We start from the raw sequence: 23,208 nt of genomic DNA on the forward strand, positions 1-23,208 counted from the left end.
CCCGGCGCCGGCTCAGCGCGCCGGCTCGAGGCGGCGCTCCGGTCCGAGGAGCAGGCGCGGACCGGTCTCCCGCTCCGGCACGGACGCGGGCACGAGGCGCGCGAGCTTGGCCGCCAGGGTCACCGACAGGATGTGGCGCCACGCCAGGGGCGTGCCGAGCAGCTCCCGCAGGGCCGCCGCGTAGCCCTGGGCGCGCCGGCGGTCGAGGACGCGCCGGTGCTGCCAGCGCCGCGCCGTGGCGGCGCGGTGGGCCCGGAGGGCCACCCGCGCCTCCGGGGCGAGACCTGGCCGGCCCAGCATGGCGTCGTCGAAGGCCAGCATCGCCCCGAGGTCGTCCGTCCGGTGCTGCGCGCTCAGCGAGTTCGAGCGCTCGACCGCGACATAGCCGCAGGGCGCGGTCACGGCGAACACCGCCCCGGCCGCCAGCGCCTCGACGTAGAGGGCGTAATCCTCCCCGAGCCGCAGGCGCGCGTCGTAGCGCAGCCCCTGCCGGTCCAGGAAACCCCGCCGCATGATCGGCTTCAGGAAGCCGAGCTCGCGCCGGCTCGCGCCGGGACGGGGGATGTTGCCGCTCACGAAGGCCGCGAGGGTGAGCCGCTGCGGCCGCCCCGGTCCGGTGACGAGGCCGGCGGCGGAAGCAGCCTCGCGGCCGCGGACCATGACGATGTCGTCGGCGATCAGATCCCAGGTCCGGGGCGCGGAGAGGAGCCGGCCGAGCCGGCCCTCGAGGAAGTAGTCGTCGGCGTCGAGGATGCAGAGCAGCGGGGCGCGGGCGGCCGCGATGGCGCGGTTCCGGGCCTCGGCCGGCCCGACATTCTCGGTGAGCCGGATAACCCGCAGGCGGCCGGTACCGTCGTCGGCCGCCGCGGCGGCCGCGCCCGTTGGGTCCGCGGAGGCGTCGTCCACCACGATGACCTCGGCGACCTCCGGCTGCCGGAGCGCCGAGGCGACGGCGGTCGCGATCGTGTCCGCGGCGTCCCGGGCCGCGATGATGACGCAGACCTCCGGGACGGGGGACGAGGCCTCTAAGCTGCGCACCGGACGACTCCGCGACTCTCCGGCCGGTCCGCACCGCGGCCGGTCCGCCGGCACGGTAGGGCGATCCCGGCGCGGCGCGCGAGATCGTCCGAAAGGAGTGGGCCGGCCCCGGGCCGGATCGTCCGAATGATCCCCGGCCGGAGCCGCCCCCGCCGCTACGATGCGCGCCGCCGCGATCCTGCGGCGACTGGTTTGAGGACGTGCGCATGACGATCTGGTCCGGCCCGGGCCGCCGCCTCTGCGTGGCGGCGACGCTTCTCCTGCAGGCCTACCCGGCGAGCGCGGGCGAGACCGCCACGCCGCCGGCCGCGGCCCAGTCCGCCTCTCCCGCCGCGGCCCAGGCTGCCCAGGGCGGCGCATCCTTCGTGGAGCTGTTCAGCACCCTGAACGAACGCCGCTGGTACGTCTCGGACGGCTGGGTCAACGGCGACTGGCAGGGCTGCACGTGGTCGAAGCACCGCGCCCGGATCGCGACGCCCGGCGAACTCTCGCTGTCCCTGACGGACATCACCTACAAGGAGCGCCCCTTCAGCTGCGCCGAGATCCAGACCCGCGAGCGCTACGGCTACGGCACCTACGAGGTCCGGATGCGGGCCGGCACCGGGTCCGGCATGGTCTCGGCATTCTTCACCTATAACGGCCCCGAGAACGGCGACCGGCGGACGAACGACGAGATCGACTTCGAGTGGCTCGGCAAGGACACGAGCAAGGTCCAGCTCAACTACTTCGTCGGCGGCGTCGGCGAGCACGTCAGCCTCGACGCCCTCGGCTTCGACGCCGCGACCACCACCGCGGACTACGCCTTCGAGTGGCTGCCCGACCGCCTGCGCTGGTACGTCAACGGACGCCTGCTGCGCGAGGTCGTCGGCACGCCCGACCGGCCGCTTCCCTCCCATCCGAGCAAGATCATGCTCAGCGTCTGGTCGGGACAGGGCCCGGACTTCGCGTCGTGGCTCGGACCGACGGAGTATTCGGGACAGCCGGTCACCGCGCTGTTCGAGCGGGTCGCGTTCACCCGGATGGGCGATCCGTGCGGCTTCAAGGAATCGATCGTCTGCCGCTAGAGCGGTTTCGGTTTAATCGGGGTCGTATCCTGCCGCGACGAAGAAGTTTGCGGCCTCGTCGGGCGTAACGGCATCGACGAGCCGCCCGATTGTGGTCCAGAGCCCTTCGCGCGTGCGCGCCGCGGCCTTGCGCAGCCCCGCCTTCAACTTCGAGAACGCCATCTCGATCGGATTGAAGTCCGGCGAGTAGGGCGGGAGGAACAGGAGCCGCGCGCCCGCCGCCTCGATCGCCGCGCGCACGGCCGGGCCTTTGTGGCTGCCGAGATTGTCCATGATCACGATGTCCCCGGGTGCGAGTTCGGGCACCAGGACCTGATCGACGTAGACTTGGAAGGCGTCGCGGTTGATCGGCCCGTCGAGCACGAACGGCGCGGCGATCCCGGACAGGCGCAGGCCCGCCACCAGGGTCGTGGTCTTCCAATGACCGTGCGGGACGGGGGAGCGCAGCCGCTGGCCGCGGGGACAGCGCCCGCGGGTGCGGGCCATGTTGGTGGCGGTCCACGTCTCGTCGAGGAACACCAGCCGGTCCGGGTCGAGATCGGGCTGGCTCTCGAACCACGCTTCCCGGGCGGCCTTCACGTCCGGCCGATCCTGCTCTGCGGCGTGGGCCGTCTTTTTTTGTACGTCAGGTCGCGCGCGTCGAGGAAGGCCCACAACGTGCCGAGCCCGACGGTGAGGCCATGCTCGTCCTGCAACCGGGCGCGCATCTCCTCCAGGGTGATGTCGACCGTCTCGTCGATCAGCGTACGCAGGAACGTCTCGTACGGGTCGAGCTTGGAGCGGCGGGCACGCCCCTGCGGCCGGGCGGCCACCGTCCCAGTCGCGGCGAGCGCCGCCATCCAGCGGATCGCGGTTGCTTGGCCGACCCCGAAGCGGGCGGCCGCCTGACGGCGCGAGGTCGCCGCAGCCGCGGTCACCACCCGCTCGCGCAGGTCCAAGCTGTAGGGGCGGCCCATGCATCACTCCGGCTGTCGACCGGCCTGAGTGAATCAGCCTCCCAGCGCCGCGTGAACCCCACCAAGCCGACTCAGCCCAAACCGAAAACGCTCTAGCCGCACCGGCGGGCGGACGCCGCACCGGCGACCGCCCCGGGCATCGGACCACACATGACACCGCACCGGGCTCCGGACCCTGGAACCGGACCCGACACCGGACCCGACACCGGGCCGGGCTAAATCTTAACGTCTCCGCGGCAGGCTGGGCCCTCGAACGCGCCCGGAGCCACGCGATGCATTGGTCGAGCCTCGTCATCGCCGCGTACGCCGCCGGCTTCGTGGAGTTCTGGCGGCTCTGCCTTCAGGCGCCGGCCGCCGAGGAGGATCCGGCCTGACGTGTCCGCTTCGCCGCGCCGGGCCGCACCGGGCCCGGACGGCTCACCGCTCGTTGGCGATGGGCCGCAGCAGGGCGCCGAGCAGGAAGGCCAGTTGCCCGCAGACCAGCAGCGCCGTCCCGCGCCGCAGGCACGCGCCGGCGCTCAGGTTGTAGACGAGGAGGCCGTAGCCGACCTCGGCCGCGACGATCGGGACGAAGACCAGCAGCCGCCAGACCGAGCCGAAGCGGCCCAGCATCACGCCCAGCAGGGCGTTGAGCATCATGCCCTTCATCGGCGCGCTCCGCGGCGGGCGCGGCGGGCGCGGCGCGGCCGACCGGTCATGGCCCTAGCGGCTGCCGCGCTGGCTCAGCACGGCCGGAACCGTCTTGAGCAGGATGGCGAGGTCGCGGCGGAGGCTCCACTGGCTGGCATAGGCGCAATCGAGGGCGACGCGCTCGGCGTAGCCCGTGTCGCTGCGCCCGGAGACCTGCCAGAGGCCGGTCAGGCCCGGCGGAACGGAGAAGCAGGCGGTGAAGTCGGCGCCGTAGCGCACGACCTCGGCCTGGACGATCGGCCGCGGCCCCACGAGGCTCATCTCGCCGCGCAGCACGTTCCAGAGCTGCGGCAGCTCGTCGAGGGACGTCTTGCGCAGGACATGGCCCAGCGCCGTGACGCGGGGATCGTGGGTGAGCTTGAAGGACGCCTCCCACTCCGCCCGGGCATCGGGATTCTCGGCGAAATGCCGCGCCAGCACCGCGTCGCCGTCCGCGACCATGGACCGGAACTTCAGGCATCCGAAGGGGCGCCCGTGCCGGCCGAGGCGCTTGTGTCGGAAGATCGGCGACCGGCCGTCGCTGCCCCAGATCAGCAGGGCGATGAACAGCAGCAGGGGCAGAAGCAGGAAGAGCGCCGTCAGCGCGATGGTCGCGTCGAGGAGGCGCTTCATCGCCCAGCTCGCCCGGAGGCCGGGGCCGGCCTGCCGCGGGGCCGGCAATGTCTTGACCAACGCCTCGTTCAGCGTCTCGACCATATCCTGCGGCGTCGACGACTCGATCGGCGTCGGGGTCCCAGCCGGGCGCAACATGTCGGCTCCTTGACTCGGGGTGAGACGGGATCGGAACTTGCGGAGCGACGTGCGCAGCCGGCCGGTTCGGCCAGCCTCGCCGCAGCCGGCTTCGGCGGCGCTCGGCCGGTCCGAAGGGGCGTCGATCGCAGGCGGAACCCTTGCGACAACACTGGGCCCACGACCGGTTCGGCAACAAGACGGCCGCCGATCCATCAATGGAGGTAAGGCGTTGCTGGTCGTGCTGGTGTTCGCTGCACTGATTGGAGGAGCGATCGGTTTCGCGGTTGTTCTACCGAAGGGGTTCCTGCTCGCGCTGCTGGCCGCCCAGGCCGGGGCGGCCGTCGCCGTCGGCCTCGTCGTCCTGCTCATCCGCCGCCGCTGACGGCCCTACCGGGCGGCGGGACCGCTTTCGGGGAGGTCCCGTCCGCCGATCGAGGTAAGGGCCCCCGCGCGGGGGCCGGTCTAAACCGGGCTGCCCGGCCCTCCCGGCCGGACCCGGCCGCGCGGGCGCGTTCTGCCCCGGCGCGGCGCAGTCGATCACCGGACAGGACGCGCCGTGGCCCCTTCAGAGCGCCGCATCAACGGGTTCGACGGCCTGCGGGCCCTGGCGTTCCTGATGGTCTTCGTCAGCCACAAGGCGCCGAGCCCGAGGACCGAGGCCCTCGGCACGGCCGGCGTGTGGCTGTTCTTCGTCCTGAGCGGCTTCCTGATCGTCCGGATCCTCGCCGCGGCCCGCACGGCCGTGGAGGCGGGCGCGTCGACCCCGCTCGGCAGCCTCGGGCTGTTCTACCGGAATCGAGTCGCCCGGATCGTGCCGGTCTACTACGTCTTCCTGTTCGTGCTCTACACGGTCCGGCCCGGCGACCCGGCCAGTCTCGGCAACGACGCGTTCAAGCTCGCGACGTGGTTCTACGTCACCAACATCTACATCGAGCTGAACGGCTGGGGCACCGAGCTCGGCCATCTCTGGAGCCTCGCGGTCGAGCAGCAATTCTACCTGCTGTTCGCGCCGGCGGCCCTGTTCCTGCCGCGGCGCCACCTCGGCACGCTGTGCTGGCTCCTGGTCGGGATCAGCGTCCTGGCGCACGGTGCCCTGTGGCGGGCGGGCGCCGCGCCGCGGTGCTTCGACGTCGACACCCTGGCCAATGTCGGACTGATCGCGCTGGGCGGCCTCGCCGGCCTGCGCACCCGGCCGCTCCCGGCCTGGCTCGCCCGCGACGCCGCCCTGGCCGGCGTGCTGGCCCTGTTCGTGGCCCTGCCGCTCCTGATCGCGCCGACCGGCTGGTGGCTCGTTCTCGGCCGCCTCAGCGGCGTCCTGGCGGCGCTGCTGCTACTGCAGGTGGTCGAGGCGTGGGAGGGCCGCGCGGTCGCCCTCCTGGAGATCCCGTGGCTGCGCCGGATCGGCGTGATCAGCTACGCCGCCTACCTGTTCCACGTGCCGCTCCACGCGGAGCGCGTGCTGGCCCTCGTCGGCCTCGACGTCGCCGGACCGCGCTCGGTCTCCATGGCGCTCGACCTGATGCTGACGCTGCTGCTGGCCGAACTGTCGTGGCGGCTCCTGGAGCGGCCCGCACGCCGGCTGCTGCGGGCCCCGCGCCGGCGAGTCGGCGCCTCCGCGCTGGTCGGCCCGTAATCCGCTCGCGCGTCCCCGGCTCAGCCCTTGATCGGCACCCGGCCGACCTCCGCGCCGGTGGCGTCGCGCACGACAAGCGTCCACGCGCCGGCCGGTCCCGCGACCTCCAGTTCACCCGCCATTTCGTCGATCACGCTGCGGGCCTCCGCGAGCGCCTCGGCCACGTCCGCGGCTTCCACGCCCTGCGCGTCGCGGATCGTCTCCTCGCCGTTCTCGATGTCGAAATAGAAGCGACTGGGCACTCATCTCCTCCCTGATTTTCGCCCTCGGGAGGGCCCTCGGATACTACCTACGTAGTTCGCCCACGTCCGACAATGCTCAGTAGGAGACATAAACCTTAACAAACATCAAAACTGTTTTCGTTGGTTGCGTTGCAATAATGTCGAGATTCCAGCCAAATAATCCATTATAGGTATCGCCGATCACCCTTGCGGCCGCTTCGGCGATGGCGGCGCGCGGTGACGGGCCTCAGGGGCGTTCGACATGGCAGCCTCCGGCGATTCGAGCCTCAAAAAAGATTCTCCTGCCTCGGCGGAGAGAAAACAAAAATTGCGCGCCCACGTCCGGACGATTCTGGCGAAGGGCCTCAGCGTCCGGAATTCCCGCCCCGCGGGCGACACAGCCCCCGACACGCACTGACCTGTTCCGGCCGTCGGGGCCATCCCCCGCAATGGGAGGGGATGGCGGCCGCCCTACGCCCTTTGAGCGTCGTGCGCGCCGATCGCTTCCGGCCAAAGTCGGGGGCGGTCTCGGAGGCCGCGCCCGGCGGCCCAGGAAGCGCGATGGCGGATCAACTCTTGTCCGATGCTCGGGGCACCTTCGTGGACGTCTCGTTCATCATGGCCGCGCACGACGCGGCGCCCTGGATCGAGACGGCCATCCGTTCCGCCCTCGCCCAGACCGGCGTCGCCGTGGAGGTGGTGGCGGTCGATGACGGCTCGCGGGACGGGACCGCCTCCGTGCTGGCGCGCCTGGCGGAAGCCGATCCGCGGGTCCGCGTCATTCCTCTCGCCGATGCCGGACCGGGCACGCCCCGGGGCCCGTCGAGCGCCCGGAACGCGGCGCTGAACGCCGCCCGGGGCCGGTGGATCGCGATCCTCGACGCCGACGACCTGATCCTGCCCGACCGCACCCGGACCCTGCTCGATCTCGCGCTCGCGGCGGATGCCGACATCGTCGCCGACAACCCGATCCCGTTCACCGACATGTTCGACCCGCAGGGGCCCGGCATGCTGGAGGGCGGCCGGGAGCCGTACCTGTTCGAGATCGACCTCGCCAAGTACATCGCCAGCAACCAGCTGCTCAGCCGGGTGACCAAGCTCGGCTACCTCAAGCCCATGATGCGCGCCGAGATCCTGCGCCGGCACGGCATCCGGTACGACGAGGGCGTCCGGATCGGGGAAGATTTCCTGCTGTGCCTGGAAGCCCTCGCGGCGGGGGCGCGGTTCGTGGTCACCACCTACGCGGGCTACGGCTACCGGCGCGGACCCACCTCGCTGTCGCACCGGCTGCGCCAGGCCGACATCGCGCGCCTCGACGCGGCCTTCGCGGCCCGGGCCGAGCACGGCCGCCTCGCCGAGGCGCGGTCGCGCTCCGCCGAGATCCGCCACGGCAGCCGCGCCTACCGCGACGGCCTCGCGGTGACGCGGCTGATCGCCCAGGTCATCGAGGCGGCCCAGGCCGGCCGCTGGCGCGCGGGCGCGACCCTGGCGCTCCGGCATCCCCGGATCTGGCGGTTCCTGGCCGCGACGCTGCTGGCGGCGGCGGGCAAGCGCCTGCGGCCGCGGCCGCATGCCCACCCGATCGGACAGAGGTAAGACGATGCGCTTGTGCATCTGCATCTGCACCTGCGAGCGGCCCGTGGGGCTGGCGCGCCTGCTCAAGGCCCTGGACCAGCAGCGGCTCGGCAGCCTCGCCGAGACCGCCCTGCGCATCCTGATCATCGACAACGGGCGCAGCCGCGCCGCCGTCCCGGTGGTGGAGGCCTACCGGGCGACTGGCCGCTTCCCCGTCACCTATGCCCGGGAGGAGACCCGCGGCCTCGCAGCGGTCCGCAACCGGAGCCTCGCGGAGGCCTCCGCGGCCGGCGCGGACTGGGTCGCTCTGATCGACGACGACGAGTTTCCCGACCGCGACTGGCTTCACAACCTGCTCGAGACCGCCCTCGCCGCGGGCGTCGCGGCCTGCGTCGGGCCGGTCGTGCCGTTCTTCGACCGGGTTCCGCCCGCCTGGGCGGCCGCCGGGGGCTTCTTCGCCAAGCGCCTGCCGGTCCGCGACGGCTACGTGGAGGACGGCTACACCGCCAACGCGCTCCTGGACCTGCGGGTGATCCGGGCGCTGGGCCTGTCCTTCGACATGCGCTTCAACACGATGGGCGGCGAGGACACGTTCTTCTTCCGGGCCCTGATGCTCGCCGGGCACCGGATCGCCTGGGCCGAGACGGCCGTGGTCTACGACAGCATCCCGACGCACCGGATGCGGGTGCGCTGGCTGCTGGCGCGCTGGTACCGCAGCGGCAGCGTCGAGGCCTATCTCGGCCGGCTCCGCCCGGAAACGGTGGGCGGCCGTCTCGCGAACGCGGGCCGCGGCTTCGTGCGCCTCGGCGGCGGCCTGCTGCGGCTCGGGGTCGCCGGCCTGTCCCTCAGACCGGCGACCCTGATCGGCGGCGGCTACACGCTATGCCGCGGGGCCGGGCTGCTCGCGGCCGTGATCGGCGTGAGCTACCGGGAATACCACCCGTCGCGCTATCGCTAGCCGCGCCGACCGGGCGCGCCCCGGTGCGGTAGCAGGAAGGGCTGGCCGCCCGGCGGCACCCGCCCGACCGGCCAGCGGACGCCGAAGACCCCGGCGATGAGGTCGTCGGTCAGGACCTCGGCCGGCCGCCCGCCGGCGACCAGCTGGCCCCCGTCCAGCACCAGCAGCCGGTCGGCGTAGGCGGCCGCGAGGTTGAGGTCGTGGAGGATCGCCACCACGGCGACGCCGGTCGCCGCCAGCCCGGCGGCGGCGTCGAGTAGCGCGCCCTGGTGCCGGAGGTCGAGGCTCGCGGTCGGCTCGTCAAGGAACAGCACCTGCCGGTCCGCCACCGTGCGGCCGGCCTCCAGCTGGCAGAGCACGCGGGCGAACTGCACCCGCGCCTGCTCCCCGCCCGAGAGGGTCGGGTAGGCCCGGTCGGCGAGATGCGCCACGTCGGCCCGCGCGAGGGCCCGGGCCAGGATCGCCGCCCGGTCGCGGGCCCCGAGGCCCCGGCCGATGCCGTCGAGGCCGATCCGGGCGACCTCGGCCGCCGCGAACGGGAAGGCGAGGCGCGCCGCCTGCGGCAGCACCGCCCGCGTCGCGGCGAGGCGCCAGAGCGGGATCGTCGCCACGGGCGCACCGTCATAGGCGACGCTGCCCCGGGTCGGGCGCAGGGCGCCGCTGAGCAGGCGGACGAGGGTCGACTTGCCGGCCCCGTTGGGGCCGACGATCACCTGCAGGGTGCCGCCCGCCACCGCCAGGGAGACGTCGCGCACGAGGTCGCGCCCCGCCACCGTGACGGTCAGGTCGCGGGCCGTGAGCAGGGCCGGATCAGACATTGTCAGACATCGTCAGACATCGTCCGGTCGCACCCGGCCGAGAAGCAGCCACAGGAAGACCGGCGCGCCGACCAGCGCGGTGACGATCCCGATCGGCAGCTCGGCGGGCGCGGCGACGCGGCGCGCCACCACGTCGGCGAGGACCAGGAAGGCGCCGCCGAGGAGTGCCGAGGCCGGCAGCAGCAGCCGGTGCCCCGGGCCGATCAGCAGCCGCAGGGCGTGCGGCACCACGAGGCCGACGAAGCCGATCACCCCCGCCGCCGCCACGCTGGCGCCCACCGCGACCGCCACCAGCACGATGCAGGCGCGCTTCAGCCGCTCCACCGGGACGCCGAGATGGAACGCCTCGGCCTCGCCGAGGACGAGGGCGTTCAGGCCGCGGCCGAGGAGCGGGACCGCGGCCAGCACCGGCAGGATCAGCGGCGCCGAGGCCGCGACCTTGGACCAGGTGGCCCCGCCGAGGCTGCCCAGGGACCAGAAGGCGAGATCGCGCAGTTGCCGGTCGTCGCTGACGAAGGTCAGCAGGCCGGTCAGCGCGCCGCTCAGCGCCCCCAGCGCGATCCCCGCGAGCAGCATCGTCGCCACTGCGGTGCGCCCGGACCGGGTGGCGAGGGCGTAGAGGATGAGGGTCGCGCACAGGCCACCGAGGAAGGCTCCGGCCGGCAGCGCGGCGTAGGGCAGCGGCCCGGGAAGCCCCAGCCCGGCGAGGATCCGGTCGCCCAGGACGATGATCACCGCGGCCGCGAGCCCCGCCCCCGACGAGACCCCGACCAGCGCCGGATCGGCCAGGGGGTTGCGGAACAGCCCCTGCATCAGCGCCCCCGAGACCGCCAGCCCGGCCCCGACCAGCAGCCCCAGCAGGGTGCGGGGCAGGCGGATCGAGAGGATCACCAGCCCGTCGCGGGCGCGGGCCGGATCGCTCCCCTCCCCGATCAGGACCGCGAGGACCCGGTGCGGCGGGATGGGGATCGCCCCGAGGCTCACCGAGAGCAGGGCGGCGGCGAGCACCAGGGCCGCCAGGACACCCAGCACCCAGGGCGCCGCGCGGCGGCTCACGCGTCCCGCCCGCCGCCGCGCGGCTCAGTCACGCGGCAGGTCCGGGTAGAGCGCCCGCATCAGGTCGGTGGCGGCCTCCGGCGTGCGCGGCCCGAAACCGAGGAGGTAGAGGCCGTCCATGGCCACCAGCCGCCCCCGCGCCGCCGCCGGCGTCTGGCCGAGGGCCGTGCCGGGGGCGAAGATGCTCTCGGGCTTCGGCGGCTCGGGACCGTTCTGCATCATCACCACCGCGTCGGGGGCGGCGGCCACGATGGCCTCGTCCGTCATCGGCTTGAAGCCCTCCAGGCCCGCGGCCGCGTTGCCGATGCCCGCCAGGGCCAGGATGCCGTCCGCCGAGGAGCCGGTGCCGCCGACGACGGTCCGGCCGCCCTGGACCGACAGGACGACGAGGGCCCGGGCCGCCCGGGCGATCCGGGCGCGCCGGGTCGCGAGGTCGGCGAAGCGCGCGCGGACCTCGGTCTCGAGGGCCTCGGCCTCGCGCTCCAGGCCGGCGAGGCGCCCGACCGTCTCGATCTTGTCCAGCACGCCCTCGGGATTCGGCGGCTCTGTCACCGTCTCGACGCGCAGCCCGGCCTCGCGCAGCTGTGCCAGGACGGCCGGCGGCCCGGCCCCCTCGGCGGCGATGATCAGGTCGGGCTGCTGCGCCAGAAGGCCCTCGGCCGAGAGCGCCCGCAGGTAGCCGACACTCGGCTTCTCGCGCAGCGCCTCGGGCGGGTAGAGGCTGGTCGTGTCGACCGCGACGATCCGGCCGCCGGCGCCGAGGCGGTAGAGGATCTCGGTGACGGCCCCGCCCAGGGCGGCGATGCGGGTGGCCGCCTGCGCGGCGGCGGCGCGCGGGGCGAGCGCCCCGGCCGCCGCGGCGGCCAGGAGCGCGCGGCGCGACAGAAGGCCGGGGGCGCTCATCGGGTCAGCATCGGCGCGTCGCCGGCGGTCAACCGCGGGCGACAGGCGTGATCGCCGTGGCGGTTGACGATCTTGCCCGCCGCCTCAGAACGCGCGACCGGCCGCGTCGCGCCGGGCCCCGCGCGCGTGCCGCCCGGGACGCGGCGATGACCTTCTCCTTCGGCACACGACATGGACCGGTCACTCCAGATCTGTTCTTTATAAATTTTCAAATGAGAGGATCGCGACGACAGAAACGCAGCGTATCGGCAATCGATCGCGGACGCCACCCCGCGACAAGGTCACGGTTTTACTTCGCTGACCGGCCTGAAAAAGCGGCCTATGTCATTTTATAGGTCAGGATATCGTCGCGCGCGCCGGCGGTCGATTCCGGGCGGCGGACACTGGTACAGGCGGCGCCGGTCCCCGGCTCCGGTGGGCCGCCCGACGGCGTGGTCGGGACAGAACGGGCCTTCGCTGTGCCCGCTCGGGCGGAGCGCGGCACGACGAGGTCCGACCCTCGTCCTGAGGTGACGCGTCGCGGCCCCGGCGGAGAGCTCCTTCGAGGCGGCCGCCGCGCGACCGCACCGCGGGATGGGGGGAGGATCGGATGATCCGGGTCGGCCGGCCTCGGAGCGTTCCCTCCCCATGCGCTCAGCCGAGGCTGCCGAACCCGGCGGTCTCGCGCGTCCAGGCCAGCGCCTGCTCGCTCAGGGAGAGGCCGAGGCCCGGCCGGGTCGGCACGCGCATGCGGCCGTCCTCCAGCTCCAGCCGCTCGTTGAACAGCGGCTCCAGCCACTCGAAATGCTCGACCCAGGGCTCCCGCTGCAGCGCGGCGGCGAGGTGGATGTGGAGCTCCATCGAGAAGTGCGGCGCGATCGTCAGCCCGGCGAACTCGGCGAGCGCCGCCACCTTGAGGAAGGGCGTGATGCCGCCGACCCGCGGCGCGTCGGGCATCAGGAAGTCGGCGCCGCCCTGGCGGATGAAGTCCCAGTGCTCGGCGACGCTCGTCAGCATCTCGCCGGTGGCGACCGGCGTGTCGAGGGCGGCGGCCAGGGCCGCGTGCCCGGCGGCGTCCAGGCAGTCGAGGGGCTCCTCGATCCAGATCAGGTTGAAGCGCTCGAAGGTCCGGCCCATCCGCATCGCGGTCGGCCGGTCCCATTGCTGGTTGGCGTCGACCATGAGCGGGAAGGCGTCGCCCAGATGCTCGCGCACCCGCGAGACCCGGCGGATATCCTCGGCCCAGTCCGGCTGGCCGACCTTCAGCTTGATGCCGCCGATGCCCTTCGCCCGGGCGCGGTCGGTGTTGACGAGCAGCTCCTCCAGCGGCGTGTGCAGGAAGCCGCCCGAGGTGTTGTAGCAGCGCACCCAGTCGCGCTGCGCCCCGAGGAGCTTGGCGAGCGACAGGCCGGCCCGCCGCGCCTTGAGATCCCACAGGGCCACGTCGAAGGCGCCGATCGCCTGGACGGCGAGGCCGCTGCGGCCGGCCGAGGCGCCGGCCCAGGCGAGCGTGTCCCAGGCCTTGGCGATGTCGCTCGGATCCGCCCCGAACAGCGCCGGAGCGATCTCGCGAGCATGGGCGAACTGGCCCGGCCCGCCGGCGCGCTTGGAATAGCTGATCCCGAGGCCGCGATGGCCCTCCCGGCTCTCGACCTCGCAGAACAGGATCGCGATCTCGGTCATCGGCTTCTGGCGGCCGGTGAGCACCTTGGCGTCGCTGATCGGGGTCCTCAGCGGCAGGGCGACGGACCGCAGGCGGATCCCGGTGACGGCGTCCTCAGCCATGGCTTCCTCCAGGTCTTGTCCGCGCGGGCGCGCTGGAAGCCCCGGAGGCGGTTCTTGGCGGTGCCTCTCGGCGGCGACCGCGACGGCTCTCCCGGGGCCGGACCCAGGAGTGCCGCAGGCCGGACGGCCTGTCCAACGTCATTGTTGGATTGATCGATGCGCACCTGGCATCGATGGCCCCGAGGGGGACAGCCGGTCTCAGCCGGCGGCCGTCGCCGGAGGAAGCCGGAACGCCACCAGGGTCATGTCATCCCGCCGGGCTTCGGTCCCGCGATAGGCGTCGAGATCGGCCTCGAGGGCCACGGTCTGGGCGGCGAGGGGCAGGTCGGCGTGGCGCAGGAGGCTGTCGGCCACGCCGCGCCGGCCGAGGAGCCGCGGCGCCCGGTCGGGCACCGCGCGGCCCATCTGGTCGGTGATGCCGTCCGTCATCAGGTAGAAGGTGGCGCCCGCCACCGGAACGGCGATGTCCGCGACGACGTCCTCCGGCTGCCCGTCACGGGCGGGGCGCGGGTAGCCGAGCCCCCGGCGGCCGCCGCGGACGCGCTCGGCCACGCCGTCCCGGACCACCGTGAGCGACAGGCCGGCGCCGGCGAAGTGCAGCGTCCCGGCCGCGCGGTCCCAGACGCACAGGCCGCAATCGAGCCCGTCATCCGATTCGGCGCCGCGGCCGTCCTGGCGGAGCTGCGTGCGGACCATCGCGTCGAGCCCGGCCAGGATAGCCGCCGGCGCGCGCAGGCCGCGCTCGTGCAGCAGCCGGTCGAGGGCGGTTGCGACGATCAGGGTCAGGAACGCGCCGGGCACGCCGTGGCCGGTGCAGTCGGCCACCGCGATCACGCAGAGGCCGTCGATCTCCTCCAGCCAGAAATAGTCGCCGCCGACGACGTGGAGCGGCTCCCACAGCACCGCGACCTCGACCCCCGCGCCCGCCAGGGCGTTGCGGTCCGGCAGCACCGAATCCTGGATGCGCCGCGCGTAGCCGATGCTCTCGACCACTTGGCGGTTGGCGCGCTCCAGCCTGTCGTGGGCCTGCTCCAGCTCGACGAGGAGCTGTTTGGCGGCGTCGCCGCTCCGCAGGCCCTCGACCATGCGGTTGAAGGCCTGGCTGATGACGTCGATCTCGTTGCTCGGCCGGTAGGCGCCCCCGAGCTCCACGGTCGTCCAGCGCTTGTGCTCGATCTCCCGCATGGCGAGCAGCAGCCGCATCAGCGGCGCCATGACGTGGCGGCGCACGGTGGCATGCAGGGTGACCACGAAGGCGATCATCAGCCCGACGCTGGCGCCGAGGGCGAGCATCACCTGCCACGCCGCGTTGTCCCGCAGCGCCTTCGTGGAGACCGTGACGGTCAGGCTGCCCGCCGGGCCGGCGCGGCCGGGCACCGACAGGTCGGCCTGGGCCGAGAGGGTGGACCAGCCCCGCGCGAGGGGCGCCGCGCCCGCCGTCCCGACGACGTGGCCCGTGGCGTCGCGCAGGACGGCGTGGGCGAAATCGGGCTCGGCGGCCAGGGCCTTGAGCGGGCCGTCGTAGGCGTCCGGGTCGCGCGCCCAGTCGGGCCGCGCGATCGCCGCGGCGGTGAGCCGGGCGAGGAGATGCGCCCGGTCGCCGTACAGCCGGAGCTGGTCGGTGTAGGTCACCCAGGCGATCCCGAGCTGGGTCAGCAGCAGGAGGGCGCCGATCACCGGGTAGATGCGCAGGAACAGGGTGTGGGACAGGCTGTCGAGGTCGCGGCCTCGGGCCGCCCCGCGCAGGGCGCCGGGCTTCATCAGCTCGTCCGCGGGCGCGCCCGCGGCCAGCACGTCGGCGAAGCCGCGCTTCGACAGGGGATCGCCCCGGCGGATCGGGCCGGCCCCGCGCAGGCCGCCCGCGCGCCCGGCGCCGCCGGCGGCCGGGACCGGATCGATGTCGGCGAAGCCGAGCCGCGCCAGGGCATCCCCGGTCCGCAGCGGTCGCGCGCCGCGGATCCCCCCGGCGAGACGCGGGCTGTCCAGGGCCGTGTCAGGTCCGCTCACGCGACGTCACTCCGTGTCACAGCGGTTCCGCTCCGAGGCCGGGCGCGCGGCGCCTCAGGTCAGGGACGCGCCCGGTTCGGCCGCGCAGCGCACGCAGTCGCGGCCGGCATGCTTGGCGGCGTAGAGCGCCGCGTCGGCCCGCCGGAGCGTCGCCGACATCAACTCGCTCGGGCCGAACGCCGCGAGGCCGATGCTCACCGAGATCGGCAGCGGGCCGTGCTCCAGGCGCACCGGCCGCTGCGCCACCGCGCGGCGGAGCGCCTCGGCGATGACTTGCGCCTCGGCCATCACGGTGCCGGTGACGAGGATGGCGAATTCCTCACCACCCATGCGGCCGATCACGTCGACCGCGCGCAGGCTGTCGCGGCAGGTCTCGACGAAGGCCTTGAGGACCGTGTCGCCCGCGCTGTGGCCGTAGCGGTCGTTGATCAGCTTGAAGCGGTCGAGGTCGAGCATCAGCACGCTGGAGGGCGTGTCGCCCGACTGGGTCCGCGCCCAGACCTCCTCGCAGATCTGCAAGAAGCGGCGGCGCGACAGGGCGTCGGTGAGGTGGTCGGTGTCGGCGAGGCGGCGGAGTTCGGCCTCGAGGCGCGCCCGGTGCTCGATCTCCGCCGAGAGGGCGTCGTTGAGGTGTCGCAGGGCGCGCTGCTGCTCGGCCATCCGCTGGTTGGCGCGGTGCAGGTCGAGCTGCATCCGGTCGCTCAGCCGCACCAGCCGGCGCTGCTCGTGGTAGCTGCGCCGGTAGGCGCCGGCGAGCTCCCGCACCCCGTCGCCGACCTCGGCGAGGCGGGCCAGCATCACCTCGGATCGGCCGAGAACGGCCTCCTCGGTGTCGAACAGGCTGAAGGCGTCCGCCGGCTCGGACAGGAGATCGTGGGCCGGCGCCCGGTGCGGGCTCACGCGGGGACGCTCGCGATCATCTCGAACCGGGCATGCGCGAAGTCGGCCGCGAAATCCTCGCCGGCCTCCTGGATCACGTCGTCGTCGGCGCCGAACATCCAGCGGATCGTCACCGGGCGCCCCTCGGCGGCGGCGTCCTCTAGGGGCATGAACAGGTTCATCAGCGCCTTGGCGCTCGACGAGTTGAAGTAGGCGAGCGCGACGTCGAAGGTGATCGGGCTCGCCTCGGTCGCCGCGAGGTGGCCGCGCAGGGCCTGCAGCAGCGGGCCGAAGAATGCGGCGGCGTCCTCCGGGTAGGATTCGCCGCGCAGGACGAGCCGCCCCGACGCGAAGTCGAAATCGACCTCGGGCGAGCGCTCGGTCCGGGGCAGCGTGATGCGGTCCATGTCCGTGCGATCCTCAGATGAAGGCTTTGAGGCAGAACAGGCTGCGCTCCGCGCCCAGATCCTGGAAGTCGTACTCGACCGGGGCGCTCGACCGGCGGGCGATCTCGATCAGTCCGATGCTGCCGCCAAGGCTGCCCTCGTCCGGCGGCTGGCGCAGCTTCTCGCGGTAGACCTTCCTGAGCTCGTCGCTCGACAGGGTGGCGATCTCGTCGAGCCGCTCGCGCAGCCGCGGGACCTCGGTCCTGCCGACCTCGTTGCCGCAGACCACGAAGAACCGCCCCTCCTCGGTGCCGACGGCGATCATGCCGGCGCTGACCCGGGCGGGGCCCGGCGGCTCGGCGGGCGCGACCTTGTCGGCCGAGTAGCGGATCACGTTCTGGGCCTGCTCGACGAAGATCGAGAAGACGCGCTTGGCGACCGCGGCGTCGGTCTCCTCGTGCCGCATGCGCAGCTTCAGCACTTCCCCGAGCGAGAACAGGATGTTCTCCGAGAGATCTCCGCCGAACGACAGGATCACGCCGCTGCGCTTCGACGCCTCGTGGAAGGATCGGAAATCGCTCGCGCGCAAGGAAGCCTCTCGACCGCTTCATCGCGGCAACACACCGCGTGTGTAGGGCCGACATTAATGCGGAAATAATCAAAGATTTCTTACCGGTACTGATCGCTTTCTGAGCAACATTGCCCGTATTGCGAGCAGTACCGCAAGCTTTACGCTGGATCCTGTCGCGGACCGCGCGGCATCGCGCGCGAGGGTCCGGGCCGCCGGCTTCAGGCGGCCGCGCCCTGGCGGGCGCCCGCGTCCCACTCGGTGCCCCAGTCCTGCACGACGTGGCCGGGCGCGACCTCCCGGTAGAGGCGCTCCGGCGGCACGTAGTCGGGGGTCCGGATCGGGCTGCGGATCTCGTCGTCCGGCAGCGCGTGCCGCTCGCCCCGCCGGGCCGGATCCGGCACGGGCACCGCGGCGAGCAGCTTCTTCGTGTAGGGGTGCCGCGGATCGCCGAAGATCGCGGCCCGGGGGCCGATCTCCACGATCTCGCCGAGATACATCACCGCCACCCGGTGGCTGACCCGCTCGACCACCGCCATGTCGTGCGAGATGAACAGATAGGCGAGGCCGAGCTCCGCCTGCAGGTCGAGCATCAGGTTCACGACCTGCGCCTTCACCGAGACGTCGAGCGCCGAGACCGCCTCGTCGGCGACGATCAGGCGGGGGTTCAGGGCGAGCGCGCGGGCGATGCAGATGCGCTGGCGCTGGCCGCCGGAGAACTCGTGCGGGAAGCGCGCGACGGTCTCGGGCGGAAGCCCGACCCGGGCGAGCAGATCCTCCGCCCGCCGCCGCGCCTCGCGGGGGGTCGCGAGGCGGTTGATCAGCAGCGGCTCCGCCACCGCCGCACCGACGCTCAGGCGCGGGTCGAGGCTGGCGAACGGGTCCTGGAAGATCATCTGCATGCGCTGGCGGCGGGCGCGGAGGGTCTTGGGATCGAAGCCCGTGATGTCCTCGCCGTCGAGCAGGACCGAGCCCGAGAGCGGCTCGACGAGGCGCAGGATCGAGCGCCCGGTGGTGGACTTGCCGCAGCCGGATTCGCCGACGAGCGCCAGGGTCTCGCCGGCCGCGAGGCTGAACGAGACCCGCTCCACCGCGTGGACGCGGCCGGTCACGCGGCCGAGCAGCCCGGAACGGATGTCGAACCGGGTGGTCAGGTCGCGCACCTCCAGCACCGGGCGCTCGGCGGCCCTGACGGTGTCGGGGGTCTCGGGCGTCGGTGCCGCGAGGCCGGTGGCCCGGTCGACCACCGGGAAGCGCATCGGGCGCGCCCGGCCCGCCATGGTCCCGAGGCGCGGGACCGCGGCCAGCAGCGCCCGCGTATAAGGCTCGGTGGGTTCGGAAAAAATCCGCGCGGTCGGGCCGGCCTCCACGGCGCGGCCCCGGTACATCACCACGGTGCGGTCGGCGATCTCGGCGACCACGCCCATGTCGTGGGTGATGAACAGGACCGACATGCCCTCCTCGTCCTGCAGGCTCTTGATGAGGTCGAGGATCTGGGCCTGGATCGTGACGTCGAGCGCCGTGGTCGGCTCGTCGGCGATGAGGAGCTTCGGCCGGCAGGCGAGCGCCATGGCGATCATCACCCGCTGGCGCATGCCGCCGGAGAAGCGGTGCGGGTACTCGTGCAGGCGCGACCGGGCGGCCGGGATCCGGACCTTGTCGAGGAGCCGGAGCGCCTCCGCCTCGGCCGCGGACCGCGACAGGCCCCGGTGCCGGATCAGCGCCTCGGCGATCTGGAAGCCGATGGTCAGGACCGGGTTCAGGGAGGTCATCGGCTCCTGGAAGATCATGGCGATGGAATCGCCGCGCACTCGCCGCATCTCGGCCTCGGGGGCGGCGAGCAGCTCGCGGCCCTCGAAGCGCACGCGCCCGCCGACACGGCTCGCGTCCCGCGGCAGGAGGCGCAGGATCGAGAGGGCGCTGACGCTCTTGCCGGAGCCGGATTCGCCGACGAGGGCCACGGTCTCGCGCGGGCCCACGTCGAACGAGACGCCGTGCACGACCTCGCGCCAGCGCCCGTCCGAGCGGAAGGAGACGGTGAGGTCTGAGACCGAGAGGATCGGGTCCACTGGATCCGTCATCGCTAGAGAACCCGTCGCGGGTCGAGGGCGTCGCGCAGGCCGTCGCCGATGAAGTTGATCGACAGCACCGTGAGGAAGATCGCGCCGCCGGGAAACAGCGCCCAGTGCGGGGCGACGTCGAGATGGTCCTTGGCGTCGAACAGGAGCCGCCCCCAGGTCGGGATGTCGGGCGGGAAGCCGAGCCCCAGGAAGGACAGCGTCGATTCCGCGATGATCGCGGACGAGACCTCGATCGAGGCCGCCACGATCACCGGACCGAGCGCGTTCGGCAGGATGTGGCGGCGCACGAGGTGCCCGGTCGTCGCGCCCTGCGAGCGGGCCGCCTCCACGAACTCCTTCTCGCGCAAGGACAGGAACTGCGCCCGCACCAGCCGGGCGACCGGCATCCAGCGCAGGCCGCCGATCACCGCGACGATCATCAGGAACACGCCGCCCTGGCTGCCGAACACGGCCTTCAGGCTGTCGCGGAACAGGTAGATCACGAGGAGCAGCAGCGGCAGCTGCGGCAGCGACAGGAACAGGTCGGTCAGCCACATCAGCACCGGGTCGAGGAACCGGCGCGACATGCCGGCGAGCGCGCCGACCAGCACCCCGATCAGGCTCGCCACCGCCATGGCGGCGAAGCCGACCGCGAGCGAGATCCGGCCACCGTAGATCATCCGGGCGAGCAGGTCCTGACCGAGATCGTCGGTGCCGAACGGGTGGTCCCAGGACGGGCCCTGGAGCTGGGCCGCGAAGTCGATGTCGTCGATGGCGACCGGCCAGAGCAGGCCGCCGAACACCACGCCGGCGACGAGGAGCGCCAGCACGCCGACGCTGGCGAGCGCCAGCCGGTGCCGTCGGAAGCGCCGCCACGTCTCCCGCCCCGGCGAGGCCGGCGCGCGGGCGACGGGCACCGCCTCATCGGAGGGCGATGCGAGGGTCGAGCCAGCCATAGAGCAGGTCCGCGACGAGGTTGAACAGGATGACGAGGCCGGCGAACACGAAGGTCACCGCCATCACCACCGGCGTGTCGTTGGACAGCATCGCGTCGATCAGCAGCGAGCCGATGCCGGGGATCCGGAAGATCTGCTCGGTGACGATGGCGCCGCCGAACACCGCGGGGATCTGGAGGGCGACGAGCGTCACCACCGGGATCAGGGCGTTGCGGGCGATGTGCCGGCGGGTCACCGTGCCCTCGGTCAGGCCCTTGGCCCGGGCCGTGGTGACGTAGTCGAGCCGGGCGACGTCGAGCGCCGAGGCGCGCACGTAGCGTGTGTAGGAGGCGGCCTGGAAGAAGCCCAGCACCGCCACCGGCATGATCGCCTGCCGGACATTCGCCCAGACCCAGGGCAGGCCGGAGCCCGGCAGGTCGGCTTGGTAGACGAAGGGCAGCCAGCCGAGCTTGATCGAGAACAGCAGGATGAACAGCAGGCCGGTGAAGAAGGTCGGCAGCGAGAAGCCCACGAAGGCCAGCGTGTTGGCGACCTGGTCGGCGAGCGAGTAGGGCCGGCGCGCGGCGTAGAGGCCCACCGGCACCGCGATCAGCAGCGCCAGCACCTGGGAGGAGCCGACCACGAACAGGGTCGTGGGCAGCCGCTGCAGGATCAGCGTGTCGACGTTCACCCGGCTGGCGAAGGAGAAGCCCCAGTCGCCCTGCAGCATGGCGGTGAGCCAGTGCAGGTAGCGGGTGAGGATCGGGTCATCGAGGCCGAACTTGACGCGGAGCGCCGCCCGCACCTCCGGGGGCACGTTCGGGTTGCTGGCGAGCTCGCCGAACGGGTCGCCCGGCGCGAGCGCCAGGACGGTGAACAGGATCAGGCTGATGCCGAGCAGGCTCGGGATCGCGATCAGGAGGCGTCGCAGGATGTAGGCGCCCATGGCGCGACAACTCCCGCTCAGGCCTCCCTGTACCAGTCGGGCAGGAACGACAGGTCGTTGTCCCAGCCGCTGCGGGGCGCCGTGAGCGTGGCGCCCACCGCCGAGACCTCGGCGCGGTGGATCAGCGGCAGCACGTTCTCGGAGACCGCGAGGTCGTTGCACTTGATGAGGAGCGCCGCCCGCTTGACCGGGTCGAGCTCACTCTGGGCGGCGTTGTAGGCCTCGTCGTAAGCCGCGTTGCGCCAGCGCACGACGTTGCGGCCCTGCCACTTGTTGGCCTTCTGGGCCACCTCCCAGGAGGCGTACATGAGCAGCCAGATCGCCGGATCGGCCTGGGTCATGCTGTAGGCGTACATCTCCATGTCGGCGTAGAAATGCGTGCAGGTGTCGGGGTTCGCCGGGTCGGAGGAGAAGAACACCGAGCCGGTCACCGATTTCAGCTCGATCTCGATGCCGGCCTTGGCGGCCGCCTGCTTGATGATCGCCTGCGTCTTCTGGCGCGGGGCGTTGATCGAGGTCTGGAAGACCAGCTTGAGCTTCTTGCCGTCCTTGGCGCGGATGCCGTCCGAGCCCTTCTTCCAGCCGGCCTCGTCGAGGAGCGCGTTGGCCTTGGCCGGGTCGAAGGCGAAGCTCGTGTTCTTCGAGACGAAGCGGTCCGGGCCGTTGACCGTGTTGGCGGTGGGCTTGCCGGTGCGGCCGTAGATGTAGGTCTGGATCGACTTGCGGTCGACCAGCAGGTTCATCGCCTGGCACACCTTCGGGTCGGAGAAGGCGGGGTGCTTGGTGGTGATCGAGGCGCGCTCGCCGTCGACCTCGACGTTCGGGTCGGCGGCGTTGAGGAGCAGGAACTCGAGCTTGCCGCCGTAGACCACGTCAACCCGGCCCTTGCCGCCGGTCTCCAGGCGCTTCAGCACCTCGTCCTCGATCAGCATGTTCCAGGCGTAGTCGTACTCGCCGGTCTGGAGCACGGCTCGGGCGGCCGAGACCGCGTCGCCGCCGCCCTTCATCTCGACCGTGTCGAAGTAGGGCCGGTTCGGCAGGTGGTAGTCGGGATTGCGCTCGCCGCGGACGATGTCGCCGGGCCGGAACTCCACGAACCGGTACGGGCCGGTGCCCACCGGGGCGAGGTTCTGGGGCGCGTCCCGGGACTTGGCGCCGCTGTAGGGTCCGAACAGGTGCTTCGGCAGCACCATCCCGACGATGCCCACGTAGGCGTCGCACCAGTAGGGCGTGGGCTTGTCGAACAGGACCCGGACGCTGAGGTCGTCGACCTTCTCGACCTTGCAATCCTTGTAGGACCCGGCCGTCACCGCCGCGGTGGCGGGGTCGCGGGCGTATTCCCAGGTGAAGACGAGGTCGTCGGCGGTGAGCGGCTTGCCGTCGTGCCACTTCACGCCGGGCTTGAGCGTCCAGACAACCGAGCGGCCGTCGGCGGCGAGCGCCCCGTTCTCCTTCGAGGGGATCGAGGCGGCGAGCACCGGCACGAGGTTGCCGTCCGCATCCCAGGCGGCGAGCGGCTCGTAGAAGATCCGCGAGGCGTCCTGGTCCTTGGTGCCGACGGCGAAATGCGGGTTGATCAGCGTCGGCGCCTGCCACCAGAGGAGCTTCAGCGCGCCGCCGCCGCCGGCCTTGGTCGGCTTGTAGCCGGCCCGGATATCGGCCGCCATCGCGACCCCATTCCCGGCCAGCATCAGCCCGGCCATGGGCGCGGTGAGGCCCACAGCCACCATCCGCTGCACGAAAGCGCGCCGCGACAGGCGGCCGTCCTTCACCTGCCCGATGAGGCCGCGCAGATCCCGCTCGTCCATGTACGCTTTCCCGTTTACCGCCGTGACAGGCACAGCAACATTCCGGCAGCGGCCTTGGCAAGGGGCGGGCCAGTGACGGTTCAATCGGAACGTGTTGACGGACGCTTGGTTCGGGCAGGAGCATGGCCTGGGCGGTGCATGCGGTCAGGCAGCAGCAGGGCTCGCGCCGTGTCCGTCCTTGCGAGCGGAGCGAAGCAATCCAGCGGCGCCA

22 protein-coding genes are annotated in these 23,208 nt (G+C 72.6%); 5 read left to right on the top strand and 17 right to left on the bottom strand.

Annotated features, from left to right (window positions below):
• Positions 1 to 12 precede the first annotated feature (12 nt).
• Positions 13 to 1,038, bottom strand: coding sequence for a glycosyltransferase family 2 protein (locus tag ACX9MN_RS24245; protein ID WP_489725659.1), 1,026 nt, complete (start codon positions 1,036 to 1,038; stop codon positions 13 to 15).
• Between the two features lie 206 nt (positions 1,039 to 1,244).
• Here ACX9MN_RS24245 and ACX9MN_RS24250 point away from each other — a divergent pair, with 206 nt between their 5' ends.
• Positions 1,245 to 2,102, top strand: a complete 858-nt coding sequence (locus ACX9MN_RS24250) for a glycoside hydrolase family 16 protein (RefSeq protein ID WP_489725660.1) — start codon at positions 1,245 to 1,247, stop codon at positions 2,100 to 2,102.
• Positions 2,103 to 2,114: 12 nt separating this feature from the next.
• Here the strand turns inward: ACX9MN_RS24250 and ACX9MN_RS24255 are convergent.
• The 3 genes from ACX9MN_RS24255 to ACX9MN_RS24265 form a co-directional block, all read right to left on the bottom strand.
• Positions 2,115 to 3,058, bottom strand: a protein-coding gene (locus ACX9MN_RS24255; protein WP_100250497.1) for an IS630 family transposase whose coding sequence is annotated in 2 segments (ribosomal slippage) — positions 2,115 to 2,722 and positions 2,722 to 3,058 — 945 coding nt in all. Because the reading frame shifts where the segments join, the coding sequence is not laid out codon by codon here.
• 417 nt (positions 3,059 to 3,475) lie between these two features.
• Positions 3,476 to 3,706, bottom strand: a complete 231-nt coding sequence (locus ACX9MN_RS24260; protein ID WP_020091201.1) for a hypothetical protein — start codon at positions 3,704 to 3,706, stop codon at positions 3,476 to 3,478.
• Between the two features lie 54 nt (positions 3,707 to 3,760).
• Positions 3,761 to 4,498 (bottom strand): sugar transferase, encoded by a 738-nt coding sequence (locus tag ACX9MN_RS24265; protein ID WP_083916189.1) that lies wholly within the window; start codon positions 4,496 to 4,498, stop codon positions 3,761 to 3,763.
• A 211-nt stretch (positions 4,499 to 4,709) separates the two neighbouring features.
• Here ACX9MN_RS24265 and ACX9MN_RS24270 point away from each other — a divergent pair, with 211 nt between their 5' ends.
• Together ACX9MN_RS24270 and ACX9MN_RS24275 are read left to right on the top strand one after the other, a co-directional pair.
• Positions 4,710 to 4,862 carry a hypothetical protein gene (locus ACX9MN_RS24270; protein ID WP_020091203.1) on the top strand — a complete coding sequence of 51 codons (153 nt, stop codon included), beginning with the start codon at positions 4,710 to 4,712 and terminating at the stop codon, positions 4,860 to 4,862.
• Between the two features lie 174 nt (positions 4,863 to 5,036).
• The gene (locus ACX9MN_RS24275; RefSeq protein WP_447699949.1) at positions 5,037 to 6,113 is read left to right on the top strand and encodes an acyltransferase family protein; all 1,077 of its coding nucleotides are present in this window, start codon (positions 5,037 to 5,039) and stop codon (positions 6,111 to 6,113) included.
• Between the two features lie 20 nt (positions 6,114 to 6,133).
• On the opposite strand, the gene ACX9MN_RS24280 is transcribed toward ACX9MN_RS24275, so the two are convergent.
• Entirely contained in the window at positions 6,134 to 6,355 is a 222-nt protein-coding gene (locus ACX9MN_RS24280; RefSeq protein WP_447681938.1) for a DUF6894 family protein, read from the bottom strand.
• A gap of 555 nt (positions 6,356 to 6,910) precedes the next feature.
• On the opposite strand from ACX9MN_RS24280, the gene ACX9MN_RS24285 reads away from it, so the two are divergent.
• Positions 6,911 to 7,930, top strand: a complete 1,020-nt coding sequence (locus tag ACX9MN_RS24285; RefSeq protein WP_234081757.1) for a glycosyltransferase family 2 protein — start codon at positions 6,911 to 6,913, stop codon at positions 7,928 to 7,930.
• Between the two features lie 4 nt (positions 7,931 to 7,934).
• On the top strand, positions 7,935 to 8,867 hold the full coding sequence (locus ACX9MN_RS24290; protein WP_489725661.1) for a glycosyltransferase family 2 protein: 933 nt from the start codon (positions 7,935 to 7,937) through the stop codon (positions 8,865 to 8,867).
• Here ACX9MN_RS24290 and ACX9MN_RS24295 read toward each other — a convergent pair.
• From ACX9MN_RS24295 to ACX9MN_RS24350, 12 genes are all read right to left on the bottom strand, one after another.
• The gene (locus ACX9MN_RS24295) at positions 8,864 to 9,685 is read right to left on the bottom strand and encodes a heme ABC transporter ATP-binding protein (protein ID WP_489725662.1); all 822 of its coding nucleotides are present in this window, start codon (positions 9,683 to 9,685) and stop codon (positions 8,864 to 8,866) included. The two genes, ACX9MN_RS24290 and ACX9MN_RS24295, sit on opposite strands and share 4 nt — an antisense overlap.
• Before the next feature lie 12 nt (positions 9,686 to 9,697).
• Entirely contained in the window at positions 9,698 to 10,741 is a 1,044-nt protein-coding gene (locus ACX9MN_RS24300; RefSeq protein ID WP_489725663.1) for a FecCD family ABC transporter permease, read from the bottom strand.
• 24 nt (positions 10,742 to 10,765) lie between these two features.
• Positions 10,766 to 11,644, bottom strand: coding sequence for a heme/hemin ABC transporter substrate-binding protein (locus ACX9MN_RS24305; RefSeq protein WP_447692773.1), 879 nt, complete (start codon positions 11,642 to 11,644; stop codon positions 10,766 to 10,768).
• A gap of 633 nt (positions 11,645 to 12,277) precedes the next feature.
• Positions 12,278 to 13,408, bottom strand: a complete 1,131-nt coding sequence (locus tag ACX9MN_RS24310; protein WP_489725664.1) for an L-talarate/galactarate dehydratase — start codon at positions 13,406 to 13,408, stop codon at positions 12,278 to 12,280.
• Positions 13,409 to 13,606: 198 nt separating this feature from the next.
• Complete coding sequence (locus tag ACX9MN_RS24315; RefSeq protein ID WP_489725665.1) at positions 13,607 to 15,415, bottom strand: SpoIIE family protein phosphatase; 1,809 nt, start codon at positions 15,413 to 15,415, stop codon at positions 13,607 to 13,609.
• A 54-nt stretch (positions 15,416 to 15,469) separates the two neighbouring features.
• Positions 15,470 to 16,315, bottom strand: a complete 846-nt coding sequence (locus ACX9MN_RS24320) for a GGDEF domain-containing protein (RefSeq protein WP_489725666.1) — start codon at positions 16,313 to 16,315, stop codon at positions 15,470 to 15,472.
• On the bottom strand, positions 16,312 to 16,701 hold the full coding sequence (locus ACX9MN_RS24325) for a DUF1987 domain-containing protein (RefSeq protein ID WP_012321503.1): 390 nt from the start codon (positions 16,699 to 16,701) through the stop codon (positions 16,312 to 16,314). Before ACX9MN_RS24325 ends, ACX9MN_RS24320 begins: the two co-directional genes overlap by 4 nt.
• Before the next feature lie 13 nt (positions 16,702 to 16,714).
• On the bottom strand, positions 16,715 to 17,269 hold the full coding sequence (locus ACX9MN_RS24330; protein WP_020091215.1) for a SiaB family protein kinase: 555 nt from the start codon (positions 17,267 to 17,269) through the stop codon (positions 16,715 to 16,717).
• A 200-nt stretch (positions 17,270 to 17,469) separates the two neighbouring features.
• Positions 17,470 to 19,329: an ABC transporter ATP-binding protein gene (locus ACX9MN_RS24335; protein WP_489725667.1), complete on the bottom strand. Its 1,860-nt coding sequence runs from the start codon at positions 19,327 to 19,329 to the stop codon at positions 17,470 to 17,472.
• A gap of 2 nt (positions 19,330 to 19,331) precedes the next feature.
• Positions 19,332 to 20,264 carry an ABC transporter permease gene (locus ACX9MN_RS24340; RefSeq protein ID WP_012321500.1) on the bottom strand — a complete coding sequence of 311 codons (933 nt, stop codon included), beginning with the start codon at positions 20,262 to 20,264 and terminating at the stop codon, positions 19,332 to 19,334.
• A complete protein-coding gene (locus ACX9MN_RS24345) occupies positions 20,230 to 21,189 on the bottom strand; it encodes an ABC transporter permease (protein ID WP_091927930.1) in 960 nt (319 codons plus the stop codon). Before ACX9MN_RS24345 ends, ACX9MN_RS24340 begins: the two co-directional genes overlap by 35 nt.
• A 17-nt stretch (positions 21,190 to 21,206) precedes the next feature.
• Positions 21,207 to 22,997, bottom strand: coding sequence for a peptide ABC transporter substrate-binding protein (locus ACX9MN_RS24350; RefSeq protein ID WP_489725668.1), 1,791 nt, complete (start codon positions 22,995 to 22,997; stop codon positions 21,207 to 21,209).
• Positions 22,998 to 23,208 lie beyond the last annotated feature (211 nt).

The sequence above is a fragment of the Methylobacterium sp. 1A genome (assembly GCF_058072805.1).

Coding starts and splice junctions, on each gene's coding strand:
- ACX9MN_RS24250 (WP_489725660.1), top strand. CDS start 1,245: ATGACGATCTGGTCCGGCCCGGGCCGCCGCCTCTGCGTGGCGGCGACG.
- ACX9MN_RS24260 (WP_020091201.1), bottom strand. CDS start 3,706: ATGAAGGGCATGATGCTCAACGCCCTGCTGGGCGTGATGCTGGGCCGC.
- ACX9MN_RS24265 (WP_083916189.1), bottom strand. CDS start 4,498: ATGTTGCGCCCGGCTGGGACCCCGACGCCGATCGAGTCGTCGACGCCG.
- ACX9MN_RS24290 (WP_489725661.1), top strand. CDS start 7,935: ATGCGCTTGTGCATCTGCATCTGCACCTGCGAGCGGCCCGTGGGGCTG.
- ACX9MN_RS24295 (WP_489725662.1), bottom strand. CDS start 9,685: ATGTCTGATCCGGCCCTGCTCACGGCCCGCGACCTGACCGTCACGGTG.
- ACX9MN_RS24305 (WP_447692773.1), bottom strand. CDS start 11,644: ATGAGCGCCCCCGGCCTTCTGTCGCGCCGCGCGCTCCTGGCCGCCGCG.
- ACX9MN_RS24310 (WP_489725664.1), bottom strand. CDS start 13,408: ATGGCTGAGGACGCCGTCACCGGGATCCGCCTGCGGTCCGTCGCCCTG.
- ACX9MN_RS24325 (WP_012321503.1), bottom strand. CDS start 16,701: ATGGACCGCATCACGCTGCCCCGGACCGAGCGCTCGCCCGAGGTCGAT.
- ACX9MN_RS24335 (WP_489725667.1), bottom strand. CDS start 19,329: ATGACGGATCCAGTGGACCCGATCCTCTCGGTCTCAGACCTCACCGTC.
- ACX9MN_RS24340 (WP_012321500.1), bottom strand. CDS start 20,264: ATGGCTGGCTCGACCCTCGCATCGCCCTCCGATGAGGCGGTGCCCGTC.
- ACX9MN_RS24345 (WP_091927930.1), bottom strand. CDS start 21,189: ATGGGCGCCTACATCCTGCGACGCCTCCTGATCGCGATCCCGAGCCTG.
- ACX9MN_RS24350 (WP_489725668.1), bottom strand. CDS start 22,997: ATGGACGAGCGGGATCTGCGCGGCCTCATCGGGCAGGTGAAGGACGGC.